Source organism: Pseudarthrobacter sp. TE9888 (assembly GCF_056279345.1).
This window is the reverse complement of record NZ_JBWBRD010000002.1, coordinates 4075373-4101974: the sequence shown is the minus strand read 5'-3', so window position 1 is coordinate 4101974 and position 26602 is coordinate 4075373. Positions and strand designations below refer to the sequence as shown.

At 68.9% G+C, this 26602-nt stretch carries 25 protein-coding genes; 20 read left to right on the top strand and 5 right to left on the bottom strand.

Annotated elements, in window-relative coordinates:
- Window positions 1-13 precede the first annotated feature (13 nt).
- The 3 genes from ACZ9J7_RS19610 to ACZ9J7_RS19600 are packed head-to-tail and all read left to right on the top strand — an operon-like array spanning window position 14 to window position 2423.
- Window positions 14-1018, top strand: coding sequence for a co-chaperone YbbN (locus ACZ9J7_RS19610; protein WP_476211644.1), 1005 nt, complete (start codon window positions 14-16; stop codon window positions 1016-1018).
- Window positions 1018-2115 (top strand): NADH:flavin oxidoreductase/NADH oxidase, encoded by a 1098-nt coding sequence (locus tag ACZ9J7_RS19605; protein WP_476211643.1) that lies wholly within the window; start codon window positions 1018-1020, stop codon window positions 2113-2115. Before ACZ9J7_RS19610 ends, ACZ9J7_RS19605 begins: the two co-directional genes overlap by 1 nt.
- A 29-nt stretch (window positions 2116-2144) precedes the next feature.
- A complete protein-coding gene (locus ACZ9J7_RS19600; RefSeq protein WP_476211642.1) occupies window positions 2145-2423 on the top strand; it encodes a DUF3253 domain-containing protein in 279 nt (92 codons plus the stop codon).
- 10 nt (window positions 2424-2433) lie between these two features.
- On the opposite strand, the gene ACZ9J7_RS19595 is transcribed toward ACZ9J7_RS19600, so the two are convergent.
- Window positions 2434-4311 carry a Na+/H+ antiporter gene (locus ACZ9J7_RS19595; protein ID WP_476211641.1) on the bottom strand — a complete coding sequence of 626 codons (1878 nt, stop codon included), beginning with the start codon at window positions 4309-4311 and terminating at the stop codon, window positions 2434-2436.
- Window positions 4312-4362: 51 nt separating this feature from the next.
- Between ACZ9J7_RS19595 and ACZ9J7_RS19590 the strand changes: the two genes are divergently transcribed.
- From ACZ9J7_RS19590 to ACZ9J7_RS19570, 5 genes are all read left to right on the top strand, one after another.
- Window positions 4363-5157 (top strand): ABC transporter ATP-binding protein, encoded by a 795-nt coding sequence (locus ACZ9J7_RS19590; protein WP_476211640.1) that lies wholly within the window; start codon window positions 4363-4365, stop codon window positions 5155-5157.
- Complete coding sequence (locus ACZ9J7_RS19585) at window positions 5139-6710, top strand: transporter (RefSeq protein ID WP_476211639.1); 1572 nt, start codon at window positions 5139-5141, stop codon at window positions 6708-6710. Before ACZ9J7_RS19590 ends, ACZ9J7_RS19585 begins: the two co-directional genes overlap by 19 nt.
- Before the next feature lie 21 nt (window positions 6711-6731).
- Window positions 6732-7511, top strand: a complete 780-nt coding sequence (gene nagB / locus ACZ9J7_RS19580; protein ID WP_476211638.1) for a glucosamine-6-phosphate deaminase — start codon at window positions 6732-6734, stop codon at window positions 7509-7511.
- 108 nt (window positions 7512-7619) lie between these two features.
- Window positions 7620-7958: a DUF3039 domain-containing protein gene (locus tag ACZ9J7_RS19575; protein ID WP_476211637.1), complete on the top strand. Its 339-nt coding sequence runs from the start codon at window positions 7620-7622 to the stop codon at window positions 7956-7958.
- Window positions 7958-9739: a DEAD/DEAH box helicase gene (locus ACZ9J7_RS19570; RefSeq protein WP_476211636.1), complete on the top strand. Its 1782-nt coding sequence runs from the start codon at window positions 7958-7960 to the stop codon at window positions 9737-9739. The genes ACZ9J7_RS19575 and ACZ9J7_RS19570 overlap by 1 nt, the downstream gene beginning before the upstream one ends.
- 4 nt (window positions 9740-9743) lie before the next feature.
- Here the strand turns inward: ACZ9J7_RS19570 and ACZ9J7_RS19565 are convergent, their stop codons facing one another.
- Together ACZ9J7_RS19565 and ACZ9J7_RS19560 are read right to left on the bottom strand one after the other, a co-directional pair.
- Entirely contained in the window at window positions 9744-10376 is a 633-nt protein-coding gene (locus ACZ9J7_RS19565; RefSeq protein WP_476211635.1) for an isochorismatase family protein, read from the bottom strand.
- Window positions 10376-11704 (bottom strand): nicotinate phosphoribosyltransferase, encoded by a 1329-nt coding sequence (locus ACZ9J7_RS19560; protein WP_476211634.1) that lies wholly within the window; start codon window positions 11702-11704, stop codon window positions 10376-10378. The genes ACZ9J7_RS19565 and ACZ9J7_RS19560 overlap by 1 nt, the downstream gene beginning before the upstream one ends.
- A gap of 38 nt (window positions 11705-11742) precedes the next feature.
- On the opposite strand from ACZ9J7_RS19560, the gene clpS reads away from it, so the two are divergent.
- The 6 genes from clpS to rdgB all read left to right on the top strand — a co-directional run bounded on the left by clpS (window position 11743) and on the right by rdgB (window position 16084).
- Entirely contained in the window at window positions 11743-12126 is a 384-nt protein-coding gene (gene clpS, locus ACZ9J7_RS19555) for an ATP-dependent Clp protease adapter ClpS (protein WP_476211633.1), read from the top strand.
- Window positions 12119-12685, top strand: a complete 567-nt coding sequence (locus tag ACZ9J7_RS19550) for a DUF2017 domain-containing protein (RefSeq protein WP_476211632.1) — start codon at window positions 12119-12121, stop codon at window positions 12683-12685. Before clpS ends, ACZ9J7_RS19550 begins: the two co-directional genes overlap by 8 nt.
- Window positions 12686-12789: 104 nt before the next feature.
- Complete coding sequence (murI, locus tag ACZ9J7_RS19545) at window positions 12790-13818, top strand: glutamate racemase (protein WP_476211631.1); 1029 nt, start codon at window positions 12790-12792, stop codon at window positions 13816-13818.
- The gene (locus ACZ9J7_RS19540; RefSeq protein WP_476211630.1) at window positions 13815-14612 is read left to right on the top strand and encodes an MBL fold metallo-hydrolase; all 798 of its coding nucleotides are present in this window, start codon (window positions 13815-13817) and stop codon (window positions 14610-14612) included. The genes murI and ACZ9J7_RS19540 overlap by 4 nt, the downstream gene beginning before the upstream one ends.
- A gap of 69 nt (window positions 14613-14681) precedes the next feature.
- Window positions 14682-15440: a ribonuclease PH gene (rph, locus tag ACZ9J7_RS19535; protein WP_141181812.1), complete on the top strand. Its 759-nt coding sequence runs from the start codon at window positions 14682-14684 to the stop codon at window positions 15438-15440.
- Window positions 15437-16084 carry an RdgB/HAM1 family non-canonical purine NTP pyrophosphatase gene (gene rdgB / locus ACZ9J7_RS19530; RefSeq protein ID WP_476211629.1) on the top strand — a complete coding sequence of 216 codons (648 nt, stop codon included), beginning with the start codon at window positions 15437-15439 and terminating at the stop codon, window positions 16082-16084. Before rph ends, rdgB begins: the two co-directional genes overlap by 4 nt.
- Window positions 16085-16167: 83 nt before the next feature.
- On the opposite strand, the gene ACZ9J7_RS19525 is transcribed toward rdgB, so the two are convergent.
- Window positions 16168-16962, bottom strand: coding sequence for a VTT domain-containing protein (locus ACZ9J7_RS19525; protein WP_476211628.1), 795 nt, complete (start codon window positions 16960-16962; stop codon window positions 16168-16170).
- An 82-nt stretch (window positions 16963-17044) separates the two neighbouring features.
- Between ACZ9J7_RS19525 and ACZ9J7_RS19520 the strand changes: the two genes are divergently transcribed.
- Both ACZ9J7_RS19520 and ACZ9J7_RS19515 read left to right on the top strand, forming a co-directional pair.
- Entirely contained in the window at window positions 17045-18094 is a 1050-nt protein-coding gene (locus ACZ9J7_RS19520) for a 3'-5' exonuclease (protein WP_476211627.1), read from the top strand.
- A gap of 79 nt (window positions 18095-18173) precedes the next feature.
- Window positions 18174-18653, top strand: coding sequence for a DUF4395 domain-containing protein (locus ACZ9J7_RS19515; protein ID WP_476211626.1), 480 nt, complete (start codon window positions 18174-18176; stop codon window positions 18651-18653).
- Here the strand turns inward: ACZ9J7_RS19515 and ACZ9J7_RS19510 are convergent.
- The gene (locus tag ACZ9J7_RS19510) at window positions 18634-19719 is read right to left on the bottom strand and encodes an ADP-ribosylglycohydrolase family protein (RefSeq protein WP_476211625.1); all 1086 of its coding nucleotides are present in this window, start codon (window positions 19717-19719) and stop codon (window positions 18634-18636) included. The two genes, ACZ9J7_RS19515 and ACZ9J7_RS19510, sit on opposite strands and share 20 nt — an antisense overlap.
- 201 nt (window positions 19720-19920) lie before the next feature.
- On the opposite strand from ACZ9J7_RS19510, the gene ACZ9J7_RS19505 reads away from it, so the two are divergent.
- The 4 genes from ACZ9J7_RS19505 to ACZ9J7_RS19490 all read left to right on the top strand — a co-directional run bounded on the left by ACZ9J7_RS19505 (window position 19921) and on the right by ACZ9J7_RS19490 (window position 26582).
- Window positions 19921-20844 carry an MIP/aquaporin family protein gene (locus ACZ9J7_RS19505; RefSeq protein WP_476211624.1) on the top strand — a complete coding sequence of 308 codons (924 nt, stop codon included), beginning with the start codon at window positions 19921-19923 and terminating at the stop codon, window positions 20842-20844.
- Between the two features lie 56 nt (window positions 20845-20900).
- Window positions 20901-22079: an exonuclease SbcCD subunit D gene (locus tag ACZ9J7_RS19500; protein ID WP_476211623.1), complete on the top strand. Its 1179-nt coding sequence runs from the start codon at window positions 20901-20903 to the stop codon at window positions 22077-22079.
- Window positions 22076-25162, top strand: a complete 3087-nt coding sequence (locus tag ACZ9J7_RS19495; RefSeq protein WP_476211622.1) for an AAA family ATPase — start codon at window positions 22076-22078, stop codon at window positions 25160-25162. Before ACZ9J7_RS19500 ends, ACZ9J7_RS19495 begins: the two co-directional genes overlap by 4 nt.
- A gap of 94 nt (window positions 25163-25256) precedes the next feature.
- Window positions 25257-26582, top strand: coding sequence for an MFS transporter (locus ACZ9J7_RS19490; RefSeq protein ID WP_476211621.1), 1326 nt, complete (start codon window positions 25257-25259; stop codon window positions 26580-26582).
- The last annotated feature ends 20 nt before the right edge of the window (window positions 26583-26602 follow it).

The following is a 26602-nucleotide window of genomic DNA, read 5'->3' as shown; positions in this document are numbered from 1 at the left end:
TAGAGTGGGAAACATGAGTTCGCCAGCTTCCCGCCCAGTCCCTCCTGCCGCTGCCAACCTGCTTAACCTGCGCGGCGCCGTCGACCTTTCCGCGCTGAAGCGCCCCGCTGCCCCTGCCGGCCCTCCTGCCCAGGGAAACGCCCCGTCAGTGCCTGCCGCCCCGGCCCAAGGCGGCCAGCCGGGCGAACCGGCAGGCGGACCCGACCTCAAGGTCGACGTCACTGAAGCCAATTTCCAGCAGCTGGTGGAACTTTCCGCGCAGGTTCCGGTGGTCTTCGCCCTGTGGGCTCCCTACTCGCCGGAGTCCAGCAGGATGGTGGACACCCTCGACCGCGTCGTGGCCAGCTACGGCGGCAGCCTGGTCCTGGGTGCGGCCGACATCGAAGCCTTCCCGCAGCTTGCCCAGGCCTTCCAGGTGCAGGCCGTCCCCACCGCCGTCGCCGTCCTCAAAGGGCAGCCCGTTCCGCTTTTCCAGGGTGCAGCCGAGGAGCAGCAGGTGCGCAGCCTCTTTGACGAACTCCTCAAGGTGGCTGCCGCCAACGGGGTCACCGGGAGCCTCGACGCCGGCGGACCCGCGGAACAGGAACCTGCACCCCTGCCGCCGCTGCACCAGGCCGCCTACGACGCCATCGAGGCCGGCAACTATGCCGCCGCCGCCGAAGCCTACCGCCAGGCGCTCAAGGAAATGCCCTCGGACCACGACGCCAAGGCCGGCCTGGCCCAGGTGGAGCTGATGGACCGGCTGCAGTCCGTGTCGGCCCAGGACAGTGAAGCGCTGCGTACGCTGGCTGCGGACGAGCCGGACAACCTGGAAGCCCAGCTTGGCGTGGCAGACCTGGACGTGGCCGGCGGCCATGTGGAGGACGCGCTGAACCGGCTGGTGGCCTTCATCGGCCGGAACTTCGGCCCGGAGCGTGAAACTGCACGCGTCCGGCTGCTGGAACTGTTCGAGGTGGTGGGCGCCGGCGACGGACGCGTCGCCAAGGCTCGCCAGGCGCTGGCCCGGGTACTGTTCTAGTGCCGGCCCTGTTCCAGCCACTGGCGCTGAGGTCCCTGGAGCTGCAGCACCGGGGCTGGGTGTCGCCCATGTGCCAATACAGCTGCGATCCCGACGACGCCCCGGGGGTTCCCAACGACTGGCACCTGGTGCACCTGGGCGGCTTCGCCGTGGGCGGCGCCGCGATGATCCTCACGGAGGCCGCGGCGGTGAACGCCGAGGGCAGGATCAGCCCCCGCGACGCGGGCCTGTACAACGATGAGCAGGCGGCTGCCTGGCAGCGGATCATCTCCTTCGTCCACCGGAACGGTACCGCCGATACCAAAATCGGTGTCCAGTTGGCGCACGCCGGCCGGAAGGCGTCCACGTACTGGCCGTTTTCCGGCAAGCACGGCAGCGTCCCGGCCTCCGATGGCGGGTGGGACACGGTAGGCCCATCCACCACATCCTTCGAGGGGTACGCTGCTCCCGCCGCCATGACCGTGGAGCAGATCCACGGTGTCATCGCCGATTTTGCCGCCGCCGCGGAACGGGCCGTGGCCGCCGGCTTTGACACCATGGAGATCCACGGGGCGCACGGGTACCTCCTGCACCAGTTCCAGAGCCCCCTGATCAACCAGCGCGACGATGAATGGGGCGGGGACGAGGCCGGCCGCAACCGGCTGATGCTGGCCGTTGTTGACGCGGTCCGCGCCGCGATTCCCGATTCCATGCCGCTCCTGCTCCGGATCTCGGCCACCGATTGGGCGCCGGGCGGGGTGGACCCGGAAGCCTCGGTCAGGCTGGCACGCGAGGCGGCCGCGCACGGGGTGGACCTGGTGGATGTTTCCAGCGGCGGGGCGGTTGCCCACCAACAGATCAAGCCGGGCCTGGGCTACCAGACCGGATTCTCCGCCGCCATCCGCGGGGAGGCAGGAATCGCCACCGGCACCGTTGGCCTGGTGACCACTCCCGGACAGGCGGAGCATGCCGTTGCCACCGGGCAGGCCGATGGCGTCTTCATTGCCCGGGCCGCGCTGCGCGACCCCCATTGGTGGCTCCGGGCCGCGTTCGAACTGGGGCACGACATGGCCTGGCCGCCCCAGTACGAGCGTGCCATCCCGCGGCGCAGCTTCTGAGCCGCATCTTCTGATAACGGAGCCCATGCATGGCGCACGCCGGCGGGAACGACCCGCACAAACCGGTTGACCGGCAGTTGGAAGCGAAGATCCTGGAACTGCTGGCCGCCCGGGCGGCCACGTCCACCATCTGCCCGTCCGATGCTGCCAGGGCCGTGGGCGGCGAGGACTGGCGGCAGCTCATGGAACCGGCCAGGGAAGCTGCGCGGCGCCTCGTCGACGCCGGCCAGGTCCACATCACCCAGGGCGGGTCCGTGGTGGATCCTGCCACCGCAAAGGGGCCGATCCGGATCCGCAAGGCGCCGTGAAGCCGGGCTGTCAGCCCAGCAGGTCATCGACGTAGCACCAGCGCCATTCTTCGCCGGGTTCGATGCTGCGCATGACGGGGTGGCCGGTTTCCTTGAAGTGGCGGCTGGCGTGCCGGCCCGCGGAGGAATCGCAGCAGCCGACGTGGCCGCAGGCAAGGCACATCCGCAGGTGCACCGGTGTGGTGCCTTCCCGTTCGCAGCCTGCACAGGCCGGGTTGTCGGGCAGTGGTGCGGGCATGGCCGCCGTCAGGTGGTCGCAGACGCCGCCCGGCTGGGACAGCCCCTCGCCGCCCCCGCCGGCGGCGGCTGAGTCCAGTTCATTGAGGGAAGCATCGAGCATGGACTCCTCAACGTCCAGCCGTTCCAGGACTTCGCTGAGGACTTCGTGGGCAAAGTCCCCGCCGCGCCGGAGTTCCAGGACCTTGTCCCGTTCCGCTTCCAGCATGGCCATCCGCAGCTGGGCGTAGCGCTGGCTGGGGGTAGCCGCCTCTGCCGCCGGCCGGCCCAGGCGCTCCCAGGCGGCCAGTCCCCGCTCCTGGGTCCGCCGCCGCAGCATGTCCATCACTTCGGGCGGATCGGTGTCGCGCCGGAGTTGCTCCAGCCGCTCCATTCCCGCAGCGGTGGCCAGCTGCATGAGGGACGCCTGGTTAAGCGCATCCTCGCGCCTGTCCGGCCCCGGCACGCCCAGGGCCCGCACCAGGGGCGGCAGCGTAAAGCCCTGGAGCACCAGGGTGCCGCCGACGACCACCATGGCGGCCAGCACCAGCACATTCCGGTGCTCCAGGTCACCGGGCAGCGTCAGGACGGCGGCAAGGGTAACCACCCCGCGCATGCCGGCCCAGGACACGATGGCCGGAAACTGCCAGGGCGGCGCGGGGTCCTTGCGCTGCACCGACGGAACCAGGCGCGGGAGGTACGTCGAGGGAAAGACCCAGAGCGGGCGCAGCACCAGCACGGCCAGCAGGATCACCGCGCAGCCAAGCCACACCCGGCCCGCCCCCAGCGAGTCGTCCTGGACGCTCTCGATGATGGTCCGCACCTGCAGCCCGATCAACAGGAATACGGCGTTCTCGAGCAGGAACTGGACGGTGTCCCAGTTGCTGCGGGCGCTTTGCCGCGCCGCGCCGTTGGGCATTGACGGCGCCTTGGTGCCCATCACCAGGCCGGTGACGACGACGGCGAGCACGCCCGATGCGTGGATGGCCTCGGCGGGGAGGAAGGCAACGAAGGGGGCCATCAGCGATGTTGAGGTGTTGATGGCTACGTTGCTGATCCGTTTCCGGATTTCGGTCAGGATGTAGGCGGCAGCAAGGCCCACCACCAGCCCGCCGCCGGCCGCCAGCACGAAGCCGCCGGCCACGTCCAGCGCGGACACGGAACCTGCGATGGCGGCCACGGCAGCCCGCAGGCACACCAGCGCCGTTGCGTCGTTGACCAGCGATTCGCCCTCGAGGATGTTGACGATCCTGCGGGGCATGCCGACCCGCCGCGCGATCGCGGTGGCTGCCACGGCGTCCGGGGGAGCCACCACCGCACCCAGCGCGATGGCGGCGGGCAGCGGGATTTCCGGGAACAGCCACCACACCACCGCCCCGACCCCCAGGGTGCCGAAGATGACGTAGCCCACGGACAGGAGCCCGATGGAGCGCCGGTTCGACGTGAAGTCAAAGAGCGATGTCCGGAACGCGGCGGCATAGAGCAGCGGAGGGAGCAGGCCCACCAGCACCAGTTCGGGGTTAAGCTCAACCGGCGGAATGAACGGCAGGAACGAACCTGCCACTCCGGCCAGGACCAAAAGCAGGGGAACGGGGAGATTGAGCTTCCGTCCCACCGCGCTGCCGGCACACACCACCGCAACGATCACCAGCAGGCCCAACGCGATGTCCATGACGCTAGTCTCCCACCCCCGCAGTGTCGGTCCGCGGACTAGGCTGGCACCATGACTGCTCCGATCCCTGAACAGCCGCCGGCTTCCGGCCCCGTACCGGCCCTTTCCATCCGCGGGCTGGCCAAGCGGTTTGGCGGGAAGATCGCGGTGGACGGGATCAGCCTGGACGTCCCGGCCGGTTCGTTCTTCGGCATCGTAGGCCCCAACGGTGCGGGCAAGACGACCACGCTGTCCATGGCCACCGGCCTGCTGCGGCCGGACTTCGGCACTGCAGTGGTGCACGGCGTCGACGTCTGGCAGCACCCCCTTGAAGCCAAACGGCTCATGGGAATCCTCCCCGACGGCGTCCGGCTCTTCGACCGGCTGACCGGCGAGCAGCTGATTACGTACGCCGGCCTGCTGCGCGGCATGGACAAGGCTGTGGTGGCAGCGCGGGTGGGGGAGCTGCTGGCCGCCATGGACCTCAGCCAGGACGCGGGCACGCTGGTGGTGAACTACTCGGCCGGTATGACCAAGAAAATTGCCCTGGCCTCCGCACTGATCCACGCCCCGCGGCTGCTGGTCCTGGACGAGCCCTTCGAAGCGGTCGACCCCGTGTCTGCGGCGAACATCCGTTCCATCCTGGACCGGTACGTGGACTCCGGCGGGACGGTTATCGTGTCCAGCCACGTGATGGACCTGGTCCAGCGGATGTGCGACCACGTCGCGGTGGTGGCCAAAGGCCGGCTGCTGGCAGCGGGCACCGTGGATGAGGTGCGTGCCGGCGCCTCGCTTGAGGACCGCTTCGTACAGCTGGTCGGCGGCCACAGCCACACGGAAGGGCTGGAATGGTTGCGCACCTTCTAAGGCTTAAGCTCACGCTGCTCCGGAACGGACTGCGCCGCAGCCCCTGGCAGCTGGTGGGCATGGCCATTGCCGGGCTCTATGCACTGGGAGTGGTGGCGACGCTGGTCATGGCCCTGGTCCTGCTGCGCACCGCGGGGCCGGTGACCGCACACACCGCGGTGGTCCTGGGCGGCTCCGCGGCAGTCCTGGGCTGGGCAGTAGTCCCGGTGGTGGCATCGGCCACGGACATGACCCTCGATCCGGCCCGCTTCACGACCTTTGCCATCCCCATGAAGCAGATGCTCGCCGGGCTGGCCCTCGGCGGCCTGATTGGCATCCCCGGCCTGGCCACCACGCTGGTGTCACTGGCCACCGTGGTGACCTGGTCCCGCGGCGCGCTTCCGGCGCTCGCAGCCCTCGCCGGCGCTTGCCTGGGCGTCATGACGTGCGTCGTGCTTGCCAAGGTGGTCACCACGGCAACAGCGAGCCTGGCCGCATCCAGGCGCTTCAAGGACATCAGCGCCCTCGCGTTCATGGTGCCGGTGGTCCTGTTGGGTCCCATCGTGGCGGGGGTCGGCCGCGGCATCTCCGGGTCCACCGGGTTCCTGCCGGACTTCGCCCGGGCCCTGTCCTGGACGCCGCTCGGGGCACCATGGTCGCTGGCCGGAGATATCGCGTCGGGCCGGGCCGCCGAGGCCGCGGTGAAGCTGGTGATGGCGGTGGCTGTCCTCGGTGCGCTGGCCTGGTGCTGGAAGCTGCTGCTTGGGCGGGCACTGGTCACCCCGCCCCACGCGGGCGCCGGGAAGCGGCGGGGCGGCAGGCTGGGTCTGTTCGGCGTGCTGCCGGCCACGCCCGCCGGCGCCGTCATGGCAAGGTCGCTGACCTACTGGTTCCGGGACCCCCGGTACTCGGGCTCGCTGGTGGTCATCCCACTTCTTCCGGTGGTGCTGGCGTTCCAGGGGGCACAGACCGGCAGCTACGGCAGCCTGGCGTTCCTTGCCCCGGTGTCCGCGTTCATCCTGGCCTGGTCCATCTCCGCGGATGTTTCCTATGACAACACCGCCTTCGCGCTGCACCTGGCCACCGGCGTCCGGGGGGTGGCGGACCGGCTGGGCCGGGCACTGGCGTGCATGACCTTCGCGCTGCCCGTGGTGCTGGTGTTCTCGGTGGGGTATGCCGCCTTTGCCCGCAACTGGACGGGGCTGCCCGGCCAGCTGGGCTTCAGCCTGGGGATCCTCTTTACCGGCCTGGGGCTGTCCTCGGTGGTGTCGGCCCGGTACACGGTCACCGTTCCGTTGCCGGGGGACAGCCCTTTCAAGAAGCCCCCGGGCAATGTCGGGCAGACTTTGGCCGTGCAGTTCGTGGGGATGCTGGTCCTGATGGTCCTCGTCCTGCCGGAGGCGGCGCTGCTGGTGGCACAGGCGGCCACGGGCAATGTCCTGTTCGGCTGGCTCAACCTGGCGGTGGGAACCGTGGTGGGCCTGGTCCTTTTCCTGTCCGGCGTCCGGCTTGGCGGCAGGTGGCTCGATGCCCGCGGGCCCGAGCTCCTGGCGCAGGTCACCGTAAACCGCTGACAGTTCCAGGAAGGGAACAGCATGGAAGTCGTGATCCTCGGCGGCAGCCGGCACCTTGGAAGGCTCGCAGCCGACGCCGTCGAACAGCTCGTCCGCCGCAAGCCGGACGCGGTCCTTGGCCTGGCCACAGGTTCCTCGCCGCTGCCGGTGTACGAAGAACTGGCGGCCCGGCACGGGCAGGGCCTGGATCTCAGCCGGGCCTCGGCGTTCGCGCTGGATGAATATGTCGGCCTCCCCGCCGGCCATCCGGCGTCCTACAGCGAGGTGATCCGCCGGGAGTTCACCAGCCGGATGAACATCGCCCCGGAGAACGTCCACGTGCCGGACGGGACTGCCGCAGACATCCCTGCTGCCTGCACCGCCTACGAAGAGGCCATCGCGGCTGCCGGGGGCATTGACCTGCAGTTGCTGGGCGTGGGCACCGACGGCCATATCGGGTTCAACGAACCGTGCTCGTCCTTCGCATCACGGACCCGGATCAAGAGCCTGATCGAACAGACACGCCGGGACAACGCCAGGTTCTTCGACAACCTCGGTGGTGTGCCGCACCACGTCATCACCCAGGGACTGGGCACCATCATGGCGGCGCGCCACGTGATCCTCCTCGCCACGGGCGCGCAGAAGGCCCAGGCCGTCCGCGATCTGGTGGAGGGGCCGGTGGCCGCCATCTGTCCCGCCTCGGTGCTGCAATTCCACCCGCACGCCACCATCCTGCTGGACGAGGCGGCAGCCTCGGCCCTGAAACTCGCAGATTTCTACCGCCATACGTATGAGAACAAGCCGGCCTGGCAGGGGCTGTAGCGCGGCCTGGGGTACACCGGCAGGCTGCAAAAAAGTACGACGACGGCCGGTTCCGGACCCCGGCGCGGGCGTGCCGCCGTCGAACGCCCGGCCGGCGGAAAGGCTAAGATGGATGGCATGACTAGCATGACGGACCCTCTCGAAAACGACCCGATGCGCGAGCTTTCCGGGGCTGGAACGTCCACGGCCACCATTGAGCGCGAGGAACTGCGCCAGGAAATGGAGCCGGGCGACCGGGAGCGCTTTGCCCACTACGTGCGCAAGGAAAAGATCATGGAGTCCGCGATGACCGGGGAACCCGTCATCGCCCTGTGCGGGAAGGTCTGGACGCCGGGCCGGGACCCGCAGAAGTTCCCGGTCTGCCCGGAGTGCAAGGAAGTCTATGAGGGCCTCCGGCCGGGCAACGACGGCGGGAAGGGTCCGGGGGACTCGGGCAACAACAAGTAGTGACGGAGACGCTCTTTGGCGGCCCCACCCTGCCTCCGGCTTATCCGGAACGTGCAGCCTGGGGAACCGCCCCGAAACTCCGTGCCTGGCAGCAGGAAGCCCTTGACCTCTACCTGAAGAGCAGCCCCCGAGACTTCCTCGCCGTGGCGACCCCGGGTGCAGGCAAGACCACATTCGCGCTGCGGATCGCCTCCACCCTGATCGATTCCGGTGCCGTCAACCGGGTGACCATCGTTGCCCCCACGGACCACCTGAAGCGCCAGTGGGCGGATGCGGCAGCCAAGGTGGGGATCGCCATCGATCCCAACTTCAAGAATTCCGACGGACAGCACGGCCGCGGCTTCATCGGCGTTGCCGTCACTTATGCACAGGTGGCCAGCAAACCCCTGCTGCACCGCGCCAAGACCGAGGCTGCCCGGACCCTGGTGATCCTGGATGAGATCCACCACGGCGGCGAGGCGCTGTCCTGGGGCGATGGGCTGCGCGAGGCGTTCGACCCTGCGGTGCGCCGGCTGTCCCTGACCGGTACGCCGTTCCGCTCTGACACCTCGCCCATCCCGTTCGTGGAATACGCCGAGGACCGTGACGGCATCCGGCGCTCCAAGGCCGACTACACCTACGGCTACGGCAACGCCCTCCGGGACCACGTGGTGCGGCCCGTGATGTTCATGGCCTACTCCGGCCAGATGCGCTGGCGCACCAGTGCCGGCGAGGAAATGGCGGCCTCCCTGGGTGAGGCCGCCGTGACCAAGGACATCACCAGCCACGCGTGGCGGACCGCTTTGAACCCGGCGGGGGAGTGGATTCCCGCTGTCCTGGCCGGTGCGGACAAGCGGCTCAGCGAAGTCCGGCGTACCGTGCCGGACGCAGGTGGCCTGGTCATCGCCACGGACCACGAGGACGCCCGGGCCTACGCCGGGCAACTGAAGAGGATCACCGGCGAATCGCCCACCGTCATCCTGTCCGACGACGCCAAGGCGTCCAGCAAGATCGAGGACTTCTCGGCCGGCGACAAGCGCTGGATGGTGGCGGTCCGCATGGTGTCCGAAGGCGTTGACGTGCCCCGGCTGTCCGTGGGCGTCTATGCCACCTCAACATCCACACCGCTGTTCTTCGCCCAGGCCGTGGGGCGCTTCGTGCGTGCCCGCAAGAGGGGCGAAACGGCATCGGTCTTCCTGCCGTCCGTGCCGCAGCTGATGGCGCTGGCCAACTCCATGGAGATGGAACGGGACCACGCGCTGGACCGGCCCGAGAAGGAAGACGGCGACGGCCTCTTCAACCCTGAAGACTCGCTGATGGACGAGGCCAACCGCGAGGAAAAGGCTTCTGACAGCCTCACCAAGGGCAAGTTCGAGGCCCTGGACTCCCAGGCGTCCTTCGACCGCGTGTTGTTCGACGGCGGCGAGTTCGGCACCGGCGGTGAAGTGGGGTCCGACGACGAGCTGGACTTCCTGGGCATCCCGGGCCTCCTGGACGCCGAGCAGGTGGGGACGCTGCTGCGCCAGCGCCAGCATGAGCAGCTGAACCGGAAGAACCGGAAGGGGCCGGCAGCAGCGGAAACCGTAATACCCGCAGTACCGGACCACCGGATGCTGATGGACCTGCGCAACGAACTGGCCAAGAATGTGGCCGCCTGGTCTGCCCGGACCGGGACCCCGCACGGGGTGGTGCACACCAAGCTGCGTACTGTCTGCGGCGGACCTCCGGTGGCCCAGGCCAACGAGGAGCAGCTGAAGTCCCGGCTGCGCAAGCTCCAGGACTGGTTCGTGGGCCGCAAGTAGCGGCCTAGGCGATGTCCGCCCCGCCGAGCTCCATTTCTGCGACGGCGTCTTCCAGGTCCTCGGCGATGCCGGCGGTCAGCGACCGCACCACGGTGACGCCGTAGCCGGCCTGGACGGCGTCGAGCACTGTGGCCTTCACGCAGTAGTCGGTGGCGATGCCCACCACCACCACGTCCTCCACGTCGTGGCTTTGCAGCCAGTCATCGAGGCCGATGGCGTCGTCGTCAGTTTCCAGCGCTGCCGCGGCGCCGGGCAGGCCGCCTGCCTGGCGTTCGCCGGTAGGAACGGCGTCTTCCGGAGCCAGCAGGCCCTCGAAGCCCGAGTAGGCAGCGGCGAACTGGCCTTTCCGGAAATAGGCGTCCACGTATTCGGTGTCCAGGTCCGGGTGGAGGTCGGCGCCGCGGGTGCCTGCCACGCAGTGCCGGGGCCAGCTGTCCCGGTAGTCGGGCGTATCGGAAAAGTGACTGCCCGGATCGATGTGCCAGTCCTGGGTGGCCACCACATGGTCGAATTCGGTGTGATGGGCGTCCAGGTACTCGCTGATCGCACCGGCAACCGCGGCACCGCCGGGGACGGCGAGTGAGCCGCCCTCGCAGAAATCGTTCTGGACATCCACGATGATCAGCGCGCGGGACATCAGTGCTCCTCGTAAATGGTGGGAATCGCGGCCTCGCCGCGCTGCAGGCGGTTGACCACCGGGGGCAGCTCCGCCATGGTGTCTGCGTGCCGCTGCCGTGCGCGCAGGACGCCTTCGTGGCCGGTCCAGCCCGGGAGCAGTTCGCCGTTCTTCATGAACTGCTGCAGGAGCGGACGGTCGTTGCCGTCATCCTCCGGCCGGTGGCCCACGCCCACTACCTCGGCGGTGGCACGGCCACGTTCGTCCAGTTTCCGGAGGGCATATTTGCGGCCGCCGACGCTGGCCTTGTTCTTGGCCGCCTTGGCCACGGAGACAAAGTTGCCCTCGTCGTCGGCGCGGCTGACCAGCTTGTAGACCATGCTGGCGGTGGGGGCGCCGGAGCCGGTGACCAGCGAGGTGCCCACGCCGTAGGAGTCCACGGGAGCCGACTGCAGGGCTGCGATGGCGTATTCGTCCAGGTCCGAGGTCACCACGATCTTGGTGTGCTCGTTGCCGAGGTCGTCCAGGAGCCGGCGCACCCACTGGGCCTGGGCCACCAGGTCGCCTGAGTCCAGCCGGACGCCGCCAAGGCCGGGCCCAGCCAGCTCGACGGCCGTGCGGACTGCCTTCTCGACCTCGTACGTATCCACCAGGAGGGACGTGCCGGCACCCAATGAGGCCAGCTGGGCTTCGAACGCCTCCCGTTCGGTATCGTGCAGCAGCGTGAAGGAATGTGCGGCGGTGCCCACCGTCTTCACGCCGTAGCGGATTCCCGCCTCCAGGTTCGACGTGCTGTCAAAGCCGGCAATGATCGCCGCGCGCGCTGAGGCGGTGGCCGCTTCCTCATGCGTGCGCCGGGAGCCCATCTCGATGCAGGGCCGGCCGCCCGCGGCGGTGACCATCCGGGAGGCGGCGGAGGCGATGGCGGTGTCGTGGTTGAGCACTGACAGCAGGTAGGTCTCCAGCATGCAGGCCTCGGCGAACGAGGCCTCCACCACGAGGATGGGGGAGTTGGGGAAGTACGCGTCGCCCTCGGCGTAGCCCCAGATGTCGCCGGCAAACCTGTAGTTGGCCAGGTACTCCAGGGTCTCCCGGTTGACCACGTTGGTCCGTTCCAGGAACTCCAGCTCCGCCTCGCCGAAACGGAAATTCGCGATGCCTTCAAGCAGGCGTCCGGTGCCGGCCACGATGCCGTAGCGCCGGCCGTCTGGCAGGCGCCGCGCGAACGCCTCGAACACGGACCTGCGGTGGGCCGCCCCGGAATGGAGCGACGCCTGCAGCATGGTCAGCTCGTAGTGGTCGGTATAGAAGGACGTGCGGGGATGGTCCCAGCCGGCTGAGGTGCTCACAAAAATCACTCTAGTGGCCAGCCACATAGAATGGACAGATGACCATAAGCGTTGCGCCCGGCCCTGATACACAGGAGGGCATCCGGACCGGCACAGCAGAGTCCACCGACTCCCTGACCGCGCCGGACATCCCCTGGAACCTGGTGATCTGGAACGATCCCGTCAATCTGATGAGCTACGTCAGCTACGTCTTCCAAAGCTACTTTGGCTATTCGGAAAGCAAATCCAACAAGCTCATGATGGAGGTCCACAAGAAGGGCCGGTCCATCGTTGCCTCCGGCAGCAAGGAACAGGTGGAGCGCCACGCCGTGGCCATGCACGGGTTTGGGCTTTGGGCAACGGTGGAAAAAGCCAGCGGCGGAACCGGTGGCAAGTCCGGCAGGTCCGGCGGTCCGGGCCAGGGTAAGGGGAAACGTGGCTAAGGCATTCAAATACGGGCTCAAGGGCATCACGGGGTTCCTGGAACCTGCCGAACGGGACCTGCTGCGCAGCCTCATCGATGACGTCATCTCCATGCTCCAGCCGGAGGACCGTTCCGGGCAGGACCCGCTGGCAGCCCTCATTGGCCTGGACATGGACGTTGCCGAGCCCACCGACCGCGCCGTCAGGCGGCTGCTGCCGAACGTGGCGAAGGACGACGGCGCCGCGTCCCTCGAGTTCCGCCAGCTCACCGAGCGTTCACTGCGGGAAACAAAGATCGGTGCGCTGCGCGCGGCGGCGCTGGACCTGGACAAAGACGAGATCGTGCTGACGCCCGAAGGGGCAAGGCACTGGTCCATGGCGTTGAACGACGTCCGCCTCGTGCTGGCGGAGCGGCTGGACATCAGGGATGAGGCCGACGCCGAGCACGTCCACCGCATGCAGGACTGGTCCCAGGCCGAGGACGTGGAGAGCTACCTGGCACTGGTCTACAACTTCACCACCTGGCTGCAGGAATCCCTGGTCCAGGCCATGCTGCAGTCCATGGAATCCCACCGGTGAGCCACGGCGGCCAGGGGGAGGCCGTCCCTGTGACACAGCAGACACGAGTCGCTGGACACAAGATGATGACTGACGCTTCCGGGACCACCTATCCTCGAATAACCATGACAACAGCCTCGAGCGCGGAACCGTCGGCGGAAATACAGCCCGCGGCCGCAAGCGACGTGCCGGCCGCCGCCCCGGAAGCCCGGCCCATCGGTGTCTTCGACTCCGGTGTTGGCGGACTCACCGTGGCCCGCTCCATCATCGACCAGCTTCCCAACGAATCAATCCTCTACGTGGGCGACACCGCCCACGGACCCTATGGGCCCCTGCCCATCGCCGAGGTGCGCGCTAACGCCCTGGGCGTGATGGACGAACTCGTGGACTCGGGAGTCAAGCTGCTCACCATCGCCTGCAACTCGGCGTCGGCCGCTGTCCTGCGGGACGCCCGCGAACGGTACACGGCCAAGTACGGCATCCCGGTCATCGAGGTGATCCAGCCCGCGGTCCGCCGCGCCGTCGCCGCCACCCGCACGGGAAGGGTGGGCGTGATCGGCACGTCCGCAACCATCGGGTCTCGCGCCTACGAGGACACCTTCGCGGCAGCGCCCGACCTGGACATCACGTCCGTGGCGTGCCCGGAGTTCGTCAGCTACGTGGAAGCCGGCATCACCACAGGCCCGGCCCTGCTCGCCGTTGCCGAAGAATACCTGGCGCCGCTGAAGTCCGCCGGGGTGGACACCGTGGTGCTGGGCTGCACCCACTACCCGCTGCTGACGGGCGTCATTTCCTACGTTATGGGCGCCGACGTCACCCTGGTCTCCAGCGCCGAGGAGACCGCCAAGGACGTCTACCGTGCCCTTGCCACCCACAACCTGCAGCGCACCTCGGAGGCGCCGCCCGAGCACCACTTCGTAGCCACCGGTGACGCCGGACAGTTCGAGGCGCTCGCCCGCCGGTTCCTGGGCCCGGAAGTCCTCTCGGTCCGGCACGTGGACCACGTGGCCGCGCAGTACCCCACGGGGAGCCTGGCGCGCATTACCCCTGAGATGATCGCCGCCGCGCAGGGCGCACGCAACCGCCCCAGGATCTCCAACTTCGTGGGCGGCGGGTTCGCCGGGGCGCGCCGCGGTGGAGGTTCCGCCCAGTGAAGCTGACCATCGTGGGATGCACGGGATCATTCCCCGGACCCGGCTCCCCGGCGTCGTGCTACCTCCTGACCGCCACCGACGGTGAGCGGACGTGGAAGGTGGTGATGGACCTCGGCAGCGGAGCCCTGGGAGCCATCCAGCGCTATACCGACCTGGAGGACATCGACGCGATCTTCCTCACCCACCTGCACCCTGACCACTGTATGGACCTGTGCGGGCTGCATGTTGCCATCCGCTGGAAGCCCGGTGGCTGGGGCCGCGGCCGGATCCCCGTCTGGGGCCCCGCCGCCACGGCAGACCGGATGGCCACCGCCTACGGCCTGCCCCTGGATCCCGGCATGCACGAAGAGTTCGACTTCACCAACTGGACGGAACGCGAACCGGTGACCGTGGGGCCGTTCACCATCACCCCGTTCGCCGTGAACCACCCCATCGAAGAGGCCTACGCCCTCCGCGTGGAAGTGGTGGAGCCCGGCAAGGACGGCGTTCCGGTGTCCCGCGTCCTGACCTATTCCGGGGATACTGATTCCTGTGCCGGACTCGAGGAAGCTGCCAAGGACGCTGACCTGTTCCTGTGCGAGGCGGCCTTTGAAGAGGGCCGCGACGACGGCATCAACGACGTCCACCTCACGGGCAAGCGTGCTGGCGAGGCGGCGGCGGCCGCCGGTGCGCGGCGCCTCCTGCTGACCCACATCCCGGTGTGGACGTCACAGACCACCGTGATGGCCGAAGCCCGCCCGGTGTTTCCCGGCGATGTTGCGGTTGCGGTGGCGGGCGTCCACTACACCATCTAGCGGCGCCCGATCCCAGGCCCTTGTTCCGCGGCGCCTGCCTGCCGCGCGGGCACTCGATAAGCTAAAGGCATGACATCTGAAGCAACAGCAGTGCCCGTAGTGCGCGCCGACGGCCGTGCCCCCGACCAGCTCCGGCCCATCAGCATCACCCGCGGATGGTCCAACCAGGCTGAGGGATCGGCGCTGATCGAATTCGGCAACACCAGGGTGCTGTGCACGGCATCGCTGACAGCCGGTGTGCCGCGCTGGCTCAAGGGGGAGGGCCGCGGCTGGGTCACGGCCGAATACGCCATGCTGCCGCGCGCCACCAACACCCGTTCGGACCGGGAATCCGTGAAGGGAAAGATTGGCGGCCGCACGCACGAGATCTCACGCCTGATCGGGCGGTCCCTGCGCTCCATCATCGACACCAAGGCCTTGGGCGAGAACACCATCGTCCTGGACTGTGACGTCCTCCAGGCCGACGGCGGCACCCGTACTGCAGCCATCACCGGCGCCTACGTAGCGCTTGCCGACGCCATCCGGTTCGCCCGCGACACCAAGCTCATCGCCAAGAACGCCCAGCCGCTCATCGACACGATTGCAGCAGTATCCGTGGGCATCATCGACGGCGTTCCCATGCTGGACCTGCCCTACGTGGAGGACGTCCGGGCCGAGACCGACATGAACGTGGTGGTCACCGGCTCGGGCAAGTTCGTTGAAGTGCAGGGAACGGCTGAGGGTGCCCCGTTCGACCGGGACGAGCTGAACCAGCTCCTGGACCTGGCCCTCCTGGGCACGGCCCAGCTGGCGGCCATCCAGCGCGAAACCCTGGCGGACACCCTGTGACCGGTGCGGCTCCCCGGCTGGTGCTGGCAACGCACAACAAAGGCAAACTTCGCGAACTCCGTGAACTGCTGCGCGGACAGGTACCGGGGCTCGACGTCGACACCCAGGTGGTGGACGCCGCCGCGGCGGGTGCCCCGGACGTCGTCGAGACCGGCGTGACGTTCGCCGAGAACTCCCTGCTGAAGGCGCGCGCGGTGGCCGGCGCCACCGGACTCGTGGCCATCGCCGACGACTCCGGGCTGGCCGTGGACGTCATGGGCGGGGCCCCCGGCATCTTCTCCGCACGCTGGGCAGGACGCCACGGTGACGACGCCGCCAACCTCGAACTGCTGCTGAAGCAGCTGTCCGACGTTCCCGACGAACACCGCGGTGCCGCGTTCGTGTGCGCCGCCGCCCTGGCCATGCCCGCGGACACGGAGGGCCCCGGGCGCGAGGTGGTGGAATACGGACAACTGGAGGGCATCCTGCTCCGTGAACCGCGGGGCGCCGGCGGCTTTGGCTACGACCCCGTCCTGCAGCCGGCGGGCCATGACCGCAGCTGCGCCGAGCTGTCCGCCGAGGAGAAGAACGCCATCAGCCACCGCGGCAAGGCCTTCCGGGCGCTGCTGCCGTCCATTGTGGCCGCACTCGAAGCGGCCGGCTAAAAGCCTGGGGCCGGACGGTTCCGCAAAAAGGTGCGCACCCTTCCGGGTGCGCACCTTTTTGCAGTGGTGGAAGTGGAGGGCCGCTACTCCGGCCGCTGGCCGTGGATGTTGCGGGGCGTCTTCTGCTCCGCTTCCGGCTCGTGTTCCTCGATGTACTCGTCGACGGTGTCGGTGCCGTAAGCCGCCGCCTGGCGGCGCGCGGACAGCCCGCGGAGGAGCTCGATGCCGATGGGAATCACCGAGGCCAGCACGATGGCGATGAAGATAATGTCAAGGTTGTCGCGGACCCACGGCACCGTATCGCCCAGCAGGTAGCCGAGGAGCGTGACGCCAGCGCCCCACAGCGCCGCGCCGATGACGTTGTAAATGAAGAACTTTCGCTTGCTCATTTGCGCCACGCCGACGATCACGGGCACGAAGGTGCGGATGATGGGCACGAAACGGGCCAGGATCAGGGCCTTGCCGCCGTGCTTTTCGAAGAATGCGTGGGCGCTCTCGACATTTTCGCGCTTGAACAGCTTGGAGTTGGGCCTGTTGAAGATGGCGGGGCCGGCCTTGGATCCGATCAGGTAGCCGGCCTGGTTGCCAATGATCGCGGACACCACGATCAACGCGGCGAACGCGAAGATGTTGAACTTGATGGTGCCCGTGGCCACCAGCAGGCCCGCCGTGAACAGCATGGAATCGCCCGGCAGGAAGAAGCCCACCAGCAGGCCGGTCTCGGCGAAGATGATGCCGCACACCAGCAGGACCACCCAGGGGGCCAGCGCGGGATCGGCCAGGAAGACCTGGGGGTTCAGCCAATCGGGCAGGAAGGACGCCATTTTCGGCTGGACCGGTCCCGCACCGCCCAGCATGGACACAGCGAGCTCATTCATCACAGGGAAGTTCACCTTTCAAGGGTACTTGAAGGGCATGGGCTCCCCGGGGCTGGAGGCCCGCAGCGGTAAGGTAGGGGCCGTGGGTTTGGACTTTACGGCGATCGACTTCGAAACGGCCAACGGCTTCCGGGGCTCCCCGTGCTCCGTGGGACTGACGAAGGTGAGGGGCGGCAGGATCGTCGGGGAAGCCTCCTGGCTGATGCGCCCGCCTGCGGGATACGACACCTTCGACCACCACAACGTCAGGATCCACGGCATCACCCCGGCTGATGTCGCCGGTTCGCCGCGCTTTGGCGAGCTGTTTCCCGAAATAGGGGTGTTCATCGGCGACGACGTTCTCGTCGCGCACAACGCTGCCTTCGACCTCGGCGTGATCCGCTCGGCGCTGGAAGTCTCCGGCCTGCCGGGCCCGGCCTACGACTACGTCTGCACCGTCATGCTGTCCCGGCGCTGCTACTCGCTCGTGTCCAACTCCCTCCCGTTTGCCGCCGAGGAAGCGGGTGTTCCGCTGGTCAACCACCACGACGCCGCGGAAGATGCCCGTGCCTGCGCCGGGATCCTCATCGACATCGCCGCCCGCAACGGTGCCAACAGCATCGCCGAACTCTACCTGTCCCTGGGGCTGGCCATGCCGCGGCAGGAGGCCTTCGACCCCGCCACCGGTGACCTCTCAAAGGCCAGCCTCACGGCGCTGGCAGGCAACTCCGGCAACGGTGCTGCCCTGGTCCGCCGGTTCCAGTCCGGCTGGCCGGAAGAAGGACTAAACCCCGAGCCCAACCTGGACGCCGAGCCCGGGCATCCGCTGTACGCCCAGACGGTGGTGTTCACCGGGCAGCTCTCCATCAACCGTCCGGACGCTAAACTTCGCTCGGCCAGGTGCGGCGCGCTGACCGAGAGCCGGGTCACCGCGCGGACCACTGTCCTGGTGGTGGGTGACGGGTTCGTGGCCTCGGACCTGCGCTCGGGCCGGCTCACGGGAAAGGCCCGCCGTGTCCTGGAGCTCCACGAGCGCGGGCAGGCCATCGAAGTGCTGTCCGAAGGCGAGTTCCTGCAGATGGTGGGCGGTGCCGAGGACGCCCAGGAAGTCCCTGTTGGCGCCTGGGCCGGCGCGCAGGCCGCCGGCGCCTGACCCATCCTGCGGCGGGGCCCGCGGTCATGCGGCGCAACAAAGCTTGGCTGCTCCGGCGGCTGCCTCCTACCCTTGCCGGATGGCCTCCTTGTTCGAATTCCCCAACCCCGTCAATGAGTACGCCGCCCGCACCACGGCAGCGCTCGTGGTGCTGCTCGCCGTCGTCACCGCTGTGGCGAATTCAGGCTGGGGGCTGGCAGCGATCGCCGCCGGATTCTGGCTGCGGCTGCTTTTTGGCCCGAGGATTTCACCCCTGGCGCTGCTTTCGGTCAAGGTGATCACGCCCCGGCTGGGAAAGGTGAAGCTGGTTTCCGGGCCGCCCAAGCGTTTCGCCCAGGGAATCGGCGCGGCAGTGTCCACCGGTGCCCTGCTCCTCTTCGCTGCCGGCGCGGCGCCGGCAGCCTGGACGCTCCTGGGCATCCTGGTGATAGCTGCCTCGCTGGAAGCCTTCGCGGGGTTCTGCCTGGGGTGCACCATTTTCGGGTTCCTGCAGCGCCGCGGCGTGATCCCGGAGGACGTTTGCGAGGCCTGCAACAACATCAGCCTTCGGCGGTCGTAACCTTCACCAACCGATCGGCCATTCCGCGGATGACCTCCGCCGCTTCCAGGGCTTCAAGCCAGGGGTCGGGCAGGCAGGCCTCCCCGTAAAGGGCTCCCAGGATGTTTCCGGCAAGCGCCCCCGTGGTGTCGCTGGCGCCGCCGTGGTTTACGGCCACCAACATGGCGTCGCGGAAGTGCGCGGCGGGCTGCGCCTCCGCATCACCGGCCGGCGCGGTAGCGATGACGGCATAAAGCGCGACGGCGAGGGCTTCTTCCCCTGTCCGGCCGCCGCCAAGCTCCTGTTGCAGTTCCTCGGGGCCGGCAACCGCTTTTTCCGCGAGCCGGAGGGCGGCCCCCAGGCGTTCCGGCAGTTCCGGGACCACACCCGGGAGGGCGGCCGCGTGCGTGGTGATCCCGGCAACGGCGTCCCGCAGTGCTTCCCCGGATACCAACCGGTGGATCAGGAGGCTGAAGATGCCGGCACTCTGCCGTGCCGCTGGGTGTCCGTGCGTCAGGGCGGCGGCGTCGGCACTGAGCTTATAGACGGCGTCGGGCGTGATGTGCGGTACCAGCCCGAACGGTGCCGACCGCATCACTGTGCCGGTGCCTTTGGCGTCGGGGTTCACCGGACGCATGGCGGTTCCCATCTCACCAGTGGCCAGACCGCTGAGGCAATCCTTGTCGGGACGCCTGCGCTGCCTGAGCACCTCGTTGCTGTCGATCCAGCGCGGCTGGGGTGCCGGTGCGGACGGTCCTGCATCCCCGCCCTGGGCGGCAAGCCAGCGCAGGTAGGCAAGCCACAGGCACGCGTTCACGTCTGCGCCGACGCCCGAGTTGGCCCACTCGAGCGCCTCCACCAGCCCATCCACCGTGTACAGGGTCAGCTGCGTGTCATCAGAGAAATGGCCAGGCCCCGCCAGGTCCTCGAACCCGGTGAGGCCCTGCGCCCCGAACCGCTCCCGGATCCCGGCAATGGAATCGGACTGCACGGCGTAGCCCAGGGCATCGCCCAGGCCCCCGCCCAGCAGGGAACCGTGGATGCGGGACGGAAGGGCAGGGGCGGGCATACCGTGGTCAAAGCTCATGGGGTAAATTTACCGTCCCGGCCACGTGGTCCGGCGTTCCATGCGGGGCCGCTGCCCACCGCGGACAGCTGCTGTCCAGCAAACGCACAGCCTCGGCTGGGATACTGCTCGGGTTGCCCGGTGCCGGCACGGATGGCCGGCAGCAGCACCGGCCCCACAAAACAGCCGGAATTCCCGCCCCCCACAAGCAAAGGTCCCACCATGAGCACCCCCGTCCCAGCCCGCGACGCACTGCAGCCCGGCGGCACGGCTGCCGGACCGGCCGGCCTGCTGCCCCGCCTGGCGGCCGAGGCGTTTGGCAGCCTCTTCCTGGCGGTGGCCGGCCTGGGCGTGCCCCTGTTCAGCATTCCGCAGTCCAGCCCGGTCCCGTCCGCCCTGGCAGCCGGTCTTGCCATCACCGCGGCCATGCTGGCCTTCGGGCATATCTCCGGCGGCCACTTCAACCCCGCGATCACCCTGGGGCACCTCGTGGCCGGACGGATCCGCGCCGGGGCAGCCGCCGCCTACGCGGCCGCCCAGCTCGTCGGGGCGCTGGTGGGCGCCCTGGCCCTCTTCGGGATCCTGCGCACGCTGCCCAGCATCCCGGACAGCCGCACTGCATTCGATACCGTGGCCGCGGGCTTCGGTGAGCACTCCATCATCCAGGCGCCCCTCGCCGCCGTCGTCCTCCTCGAGCTGCTGGGTGCCGCCATCATCGTGGCTGTCTTCCTGGGAGCCACCGGCCGTGAAGGAGGCGCCCGCTCGGTGGCGCCCGTCGCCGTCGGCCTGTCGTTTGCCGCCCTGCTGCAGGTGGGCCAGTCGGTGGGCAACCTGCCGTTCAACCCCGCACGTGCCGTTGCTTCCGCCGTCTTCAGCTCCGGCTGGGCAGTGGAGCAGCTGTGGGTCTTCCTGGTGGCGCCGCTGGCCGGCGCTGCCATCGCGGGGCTGGTGTTCCGGATCGGCGCAGTGGCCCAGTCCCCGGCTCCCGCTGAGGAGGCAGGGGCTCCCGGCAACGACGACGACGTGGATGCCGACGCCGACGCCGAGGCTGCCCCTGTGAATGAGGGACTACCCGCCGAGGCGGCCCGCCACGGAAAGCCCGGCGTCAGCGAGGCCCAGGAGTTCTTCGACGGAAAAAGGTCCTGAGCCTCCTTTGCCGCGGCGTTTTCTTCACTGTCAGTGGCTGCCGATAACTTAGGATCATGCGGTTACTTCACACCTCGGACTGGCACCTGGGCCGTTCCTTCCACGGCGTTGGCATGCTCGACGCCCAGCGCTCCTTCGTGGACCAGTTGGTGGCGGCGGTGCAGCGGGAAAGCGTGGACATCGTCCTGATCGCAGGCGACGTCTACGACCGCGCACTTCCCGGCGTGGACGTTGTGCACCTCCTCGATGACGCACTGGTCCGGCTCACCGCCGCAGGCGCACAGGCAGTCCTCACCAGCGGCAACCACGATTCCGCCATCCGCCTGGGGTTCGCGTCCCGCCTGCTGGAACGCGGGGGAGTGCACCTTCGCACCAGGGTGGAGGACCTCGACCAGCCCCTGCTGATCCCGCTGGGAACGGACGCTGCGGGAAAAGACGCCACTTTGGCGCTGTACGGCATCCCATGGCTCGAACCCAGGATGGTCGCCGACCAGCTGGGCGTGGACACGGCAAGCCACTTCGAGGTTACCCGCGCCGCAACAGGCCTGGTCCGGGCGGACATTGCCCGGCGCGCCGCGTCCGCCACCGTCCATTCGGTGGTCCTGGCGCATACCTTCGCCAGCGGCGGCATCAGTTCGGACAGCGAGCGTGACCTCAGCATCGGCGGCGTGGGAGCGGTTCCCCTGGACCTCTTCGACGGTTTCAGCTACACCGCGCTGGGCCATCTGCACGGCCGGCAGAAGCTGTCCGAATCCGTCAGGTACTCCGGATCGCCACTGGCTTATTCCTTCTCCGAGGCCGCGCACCAAAAGGGTGCCTGGCTGGTGGATGTTGGTCCGGAAGGCGTGGAGTCGGTGGCGGAAGTCCTCTGGGAGGCGCCGCGTCCACTCGCCGTACTCCGCGGACCGCTGGAGGAGCTGCTGGCGGATCCGGGCCATGCGTGGGCGGAAGCCGCCTACTGCCAGGTCACCCTGACCGATGCCCAGCGTCCCGCCCGCGCCATGGAAAGGCTGCGCGCCAGGTTCCCGGAGACCCTGGTCCTGGCCTTCGACCCGCAGGGCGCCGCTGCCCCTGCCGAGGCAAGCTACAGCAGCAGGCTCGCCGGCGCACCGGATGACCTGGCTGTCTGCTGCGGGTTCCTGGACCACGTGCGGGGACGGGGCGCCGACCCCGCCGAAACGGCTGCGCTCGCGGCCGCGCTGGAAAACGTCAGGCTTTCGGAGGTATCGCGGTGAGGATCCACAAGCTGCGGATTTCCGCGTTCGGGCCCTTCGCCGGGACCGAGGACATCGACTTTGACCGCCTGAGCGCGCACGGACTGTTCCTGCTGAACGGTCCCACCGGTGCCGGCAAGACCAGCGTGCTGGATGCCATCTGCTTTGCGCTGTACGGCTCCGTCCCCGGTGCCCGGCAGGACGGGAAGCGGTTGCGCAGCGACCACGCGGAGCCGGGACAGGAACCCGCCGTCACGTGTGAGTTTTCCGCGCAGGGCCGCCGCTTCGAGGTGACCCGGTCCCCGGCGTGGGAGAAGCCGAGCGCCCGCGGGAAGAACGGCTTCACGGTCCAGCAGGCCAAGACGCTGCTTCGGGAGCGGGTGGGCGGTGCCTGGGTGGAGAAGTCCGCCCGCAACGATGAGGCGGGCGCGGAAATCATGGCCCTGCTGGGCATGGACCGTGAACAGTTCACCCGGGTGGTGATGCTGCCGCAGGGTGATTTCGCTGCCTTCCTGCGCTCAAAGGCTGCTGACCGGCTGGACCTGCTGCAGAAGCTCTTCGGCACGCAGAGGTTTGAAGCCCTGGAACAGGAACTGTCCCGGCAGGCTGCCGCCGCCAGGGAGGACGTGGCGGTCCTGTCCGGGCAACTCGACGTCCTTGCCTCGCGCGCCGAAACCGAGGCCGCCCCGCTGCACCTTCCCGAAGAGGGAGCGCCGCCAACCGACGAGATTCCCCGCCGCCTTGCCTGGCTGCAGGCCGCCGCCGCCCTGCGCCACGACGAGCTCGCGGGACAGGCCGCCGCCGCTGAGGAAGCCAGCCAGGGCCGCCGCGCGGAAGCTGAAACGGAGGCTGCCCGCCACGAACGGCACCGGAAACTCGCCGCAGCTGCCGCCCGGAAGAAGGCCCTCGAGGAGGGGGCAACATTGCAGGAGGAGCGTTCTTCCCGGCTGGCCAGGCACCGGCAGGCAGAGGTTCTCCAGGGGCAGCTGCAGGCGGTCGACGCTGCTGCCGGGAAGGTCCGTGGCGCCGCCGCGGCCGCCGAATCGGCCGTGACGCTGCTGCGCCTCGCCGCCGGGGACGGCGGTGAGTTGGCCCAGCTCGACGCCGGAACATCAGGGGGTCCGCAGTCCAATCCGGGTTCCCCGCAGGATGGCCCGGACAGCTTGCCCGGGGCGGTGGAGGAACTGGGCCGCCTGCGTTCGCTGCTGGCCGTCGTCGAGGCACGGTTGCCTGACGAAGAAAGGCTCAAGGAGCTGCGGGAGCGGCGCCACGGCTTAACGGGCCGACTGGATGGCCTGGAGCTCGCCGCGGAGACGCTGGGCCAGCGCACCGCGCAGCTGGTGGCGGAACGGGAACAGCTCTTGGCGGGCCTGGACCAGCTGGAGGCGCGCGCTGCGGAGGCTTCGTTGCGGCGCAAGGAGGCGGCCGCTGCGGCGGAGCTGCTGGACGTGGTCAGGCGGTACGGGGACGCAGCCAAGCGCAGGGATCTCGCCAAGAGCCGCCATAATGATTCCCGGGAGAACCTCCTGGAGGCGAAGCGCCGCTGGCTGGACCTGCGGGAAGAGCGGCTGGCGAACGCGGCATCCGAACTGGCTGCCGGGCTGGTTGCCGGGGAACCGTGCCCTGTCTGCGGAAGTGGAGAACATCCCGGCCCGGCAGATGAGGGAACCGGAGGGCCGTCCTTGGCCCAGGACGAGGAACAGGCCCACGGCGTGTACGAGGCCGCGGAGGCTTCACATGCCGGGGTTGCTGTTGATCTGGCCGAGAGCGAGCAGGCAGTGGCTGTCCTCGCGGGACAGGGCGGGACCACGCCGGTGGACGATGCGCGCTCGGGTGCAGCTGATGCACTCGCGGCGGCAGTGGATGCCGAGCAGGCGGCGGAGCAGCTGCAGGACAGGCGGCAGCGGCTGGAGGCTCTGGATGACAGCCTCAGCCAGGCCCGGGCCACACTGTCCGAAACGGAAGCCGGGATGTCCCAGGCCACCGCGGGCCTTGCCGATCTGGCGGAACAGGTTGCAGCGCTGGACGCTGCGCTTTCAGGCCTGCGGGGGAGCCACCGCAGCCTGGCCAGCCGGTTGAGGGAACTTGAGGATGCGGTGGCGGTCCTGGACAAGGCGGTCGAAGCGCAGGTGCGCCTGGATAATGCGCGGCTGCACGCCGCCGAAGCGCAGGACGCCCTGGAACAGGCGCTGCCCGGTTCCGGATTTGCCACTGCTGACGAGGTCCGCAGCCAGCTCCTTGGTGCCGCTGACCTCGCCGGCCTTGAAGCCGCCATCCGTGCCGCCCAGGATGAAGCTGCCCGCGTAGCCGGGCTGTTCGAGTCAGACGACATCATGCTCGCACAGGAGGAAGCGGCAGGCGGCTTTATCGCGGACGAGGAACGGCTGGCCTCGCTGCGCAGGGACGCTTCGGCTGCCCAAAACCAGGCTCGGGAGGCCGATCTCGCTGCCGGCCTGGCCGGCCGCTGCGTGGAATCGTTGAAGGCGATCGCCGCGGACTATGAAGCGCTGGCCGGGTCCTCACGCGAGCCGGCGGAGCGGGCCCGGATGCTTGCCGGGTTGGCCGACGCCGCAGCCGGCCGGGGCGAGAACACGTACCGCATGAGCCTGAACAGTTACGTCCTGGCCGCGCGGCTGGAGCAGGTGGCCCTCGCCGCATCCGAACGCCTGGTGGCCATGAGCGACGGCCGGTACCTGCTCCAGCACACAGATGCCAAGGCCGCCCGCGGGGCAAAGTCGGGGCTGGGCCTGGAAGTGGTGGACCAGTGGACGGGCTTCCGCCGGGACACCTCCACGCTGTCCGGAGGCGAGTCCTTCATGGCCTCGCTCTCGCTGGCCCTGGGCCTTGCAGACGTGGTCCAGCAGGAATCCGGAGGCGTGGAAATCGAAACCCTGTTCGTGGACGAGGGCTTCGGCAGCCTGGACGACCAATCGCTGGAGCAGGTGATGGATGCGCTTGAAGGACTTCGCGACGGCGGGAGGGTGGTGGGACTGGTCAGCCACGTTGCCGAGATGAAGCAACGGATCAGCACCCAGCTTCAGGTGGTCAAGAACCGGAATGGCTCCACGCTGCGGATCTCCGAAAGCCTGGACGCAGTTCTCTGACCGTCCCCTGACCGGGGCCGATATACTTGTCGGTGTTACCGGGTTGCGCGCATCGGGAGGAGGGACGATGCGCACGTACTGAACGAGCCCAGAAGTGACACCACACGCCAACCCTTCACCCGCCGGTACCGTCCCCGTCCAGGCCTCCCCATGCCAGGAAAGCCCGGAAGCCCCGGAGACGCCAAAGCGCGGACGCTTTTCGCGCCTCCCGCACCTCGCCGGCGCAGGTTTCCTGCCCCTCGGCCTCTTTGCCCGGCTCCCTCTGGCCATGCTGGCCATGGGTACCCTCACCCTGGTCACTTCCTCCAGCGGCTCCTTTGCGGCCGGGGGCACGGCTGCAGGCGCCGTGGGCATCGGCTCCGCCCTGGGGGCACCGCTCTTGGGATCCCTTGCCGACCGGAAGGGACAGCGGCCGGTCCTTTTGCTGGCGGCAGTGCTCAATACAGTGGCCGTGCTTGCCCTGGTCCTTGCCGCCGGTACCGCTGCGGTCCTGGACGGGTTCGAGCCACAAGTGCTCGCAGCCGCCTTCGCGGCCGGTGCCACCTGCCCCCAGGTGGGACCCCTGGCCCGGGTCCGCTGGATGGCGCTCACTGCCACTGCGGGAGGTCCAACAGCACCGCCGCATGCTGCCGCCCGCGACCTCGACACGGCGCTGTCCTACGAGAGCACCGCGGACGAGGTGACTTTTGTCCTTGGACCGGCGCTGGTGGGAATCCTGGCCAGCTTCGTGGCGCCCTGGCTTCCGCTGGTCCTGGCGGCGGCCATGACCATCACGCTGGTGCCCGCCTTCGCCGTGCATCCCACGCACCGGTCCGTGCCGGCCCGCCGGGGCCCGGCAGGCGGCAAGCACGTGCCTGCCGGGAAGCTGCCGTGGGCTGTGGCCCTGCCCGTCCTCGCCATGGCCTGCATGGGCACCTTCTTCGGTTCCACCCAGGCCGCATTGAGCGCCTTCTCCGCCGGTCTTGCCGGACCGGAAATCGCGGGCCTGCTGTACGCCGTCATGGGCCTCAGTTCCGCGGCGGCCGCCCTGTCGGTTGCCTACTGGCCGCACCGGGCAGGCCTGGGGCTGCGCTGGGTGTCCTGCGCCGTCCTGATGGCGGGACTGGCGGTCCTGCTGCTGGTACCGTCGTCGCTGCCCATGATGGCGGTGGTCCTGTTGGTCCTTGGCCTCCCGGTGGGACCGGTCATGGTCACCGTCTTTGCCGTGGGCGGGAAGGTGGCGCCGGCCGGCAGGCTTGGCACGGTCATGACCGCCCTGGCCAGCGGCATCGTTGCCGGGACCGCCGTTGGCTCCTCCATAGGGGGACAACTGGCCCAACTCCACGGGGCTGCCGGCGCATTCCTTGTCCCGCTGTGCGCGGCGGTGGCGCTGGCGCTGCTTGGCGCGGGAACCGCCGTCGTGCTTCGCCGACGGACCTGACCCGTTGCCCCCGGCGCCTT

Coding starts and splice junctions, on each gene's coding strand:
- ACZ9J7_RS19610 (WP_476211644.1), top strand. CDS start 14: ATGAGTTCGCCAGCTTCCCGCCCAGTCCCTCCTGCCGCTGCCAACCTG.
- ACZ9J7_RS19600 (WP_476211642.1), top strand. CDS start 2,145: ATGGCGCACGCCGGCGGGAACGACCCGCACAAACCGGTTGACCGGCAG.
- ACZ9J7_RS19595 (WP_476211641.1), bottom strand. CDS start 4,311: ATGGACATCGCGTTGGGCCTGCTGGTGATCGTTGCGGTGGTGTGTGCC.
- ACZ9J7_RS19590 (WP_476211640.1), top strand. CDS start 4,363: ATGACTGCTCCGATCCCTGAACAGCCGCCGGCTTCCGGCCCCGTACCG.
- ACZ9J7_RS19585 (WP_476211639.1), top strand. CDS start 5,139: ATGGTTGCGCACCTTCTAAGGCTTAAGCTCACGCTGCTCCGGAACGGA.
- nagB (WP_476211638.1), top strand. CDS start 6,732: ATGGAAGTCGTGATCCTCGGCGGCAGCCGGCACCTTGGAAGGCTCGCA.
- ACZ9J7_RS19575 (WP_476211637.1), top strand. CDS start 7,620: ATGGATGGCATGACTAGCATGACGGACCCTCTCGAAAACGACCCGATG.
- ACZ9J7_RS19565 (WP_476211635.1), bottom strand. CDS start 10,376: ATGTCCCGCGCGCTGATCATCGTGGATGTCCAGAACGATTTCTGCGAG.
- clpS (WP_476211633.1), top strand. CDS start 11,743: ATGACCATAAGCGTTGCGCCCGGCCCTGATACACAGGAGGGCATCCGG.
- murI (WP_476211631.1), top strand. CDS start 12,790: ATGACAACAGCCTCGAGCGCGGAACCGTCGGCGGAAATACAGCCCGCG.
- rph (WP_141181812.1), top strand. CDS start 14,682: ATGACATCTGAAGCAACAGCAGTGCCCGTAGTGCGCGCCGACGGCCGT.
- ACZ9J7_RS19525 (WP_476211628.1), bottom strand. CDS start 16,962: ATGAATGAGCTCGCTGTGTCCATGCTGGGCGGTGCGGGACCGGTCCAG.
- ACZ9J7_RS19515 (WP_476211626.1), top strand. CDS start 18,174: ATGGCCTCCTTGTTCGAATTCCCCAACCCCGTCAATGAGTACGCCGCC.
- ACZ9J7_RS19510 (WP_476211625.1), bottom strand. CDS start 19,719: ATGAGCTTTGACCACGGTATGCCCGCCCCTGCCCTTCCGTCCCGCATC.
- ACZ9J7_RS19505 (WP_476211624.1), top strand. CDS start 19,921: ATGAGCACCCCCGTCCCAGCCCGCGACGCACTGCAGCCCGGCGGCACG.
- ACZ9J7_RS19500 (WP_476211623.1), top strand. CDS start 20,901: ATGCGGTTACTTCACACCTCGGACTGGCACCTGGGCCGTTCCTTCCAC.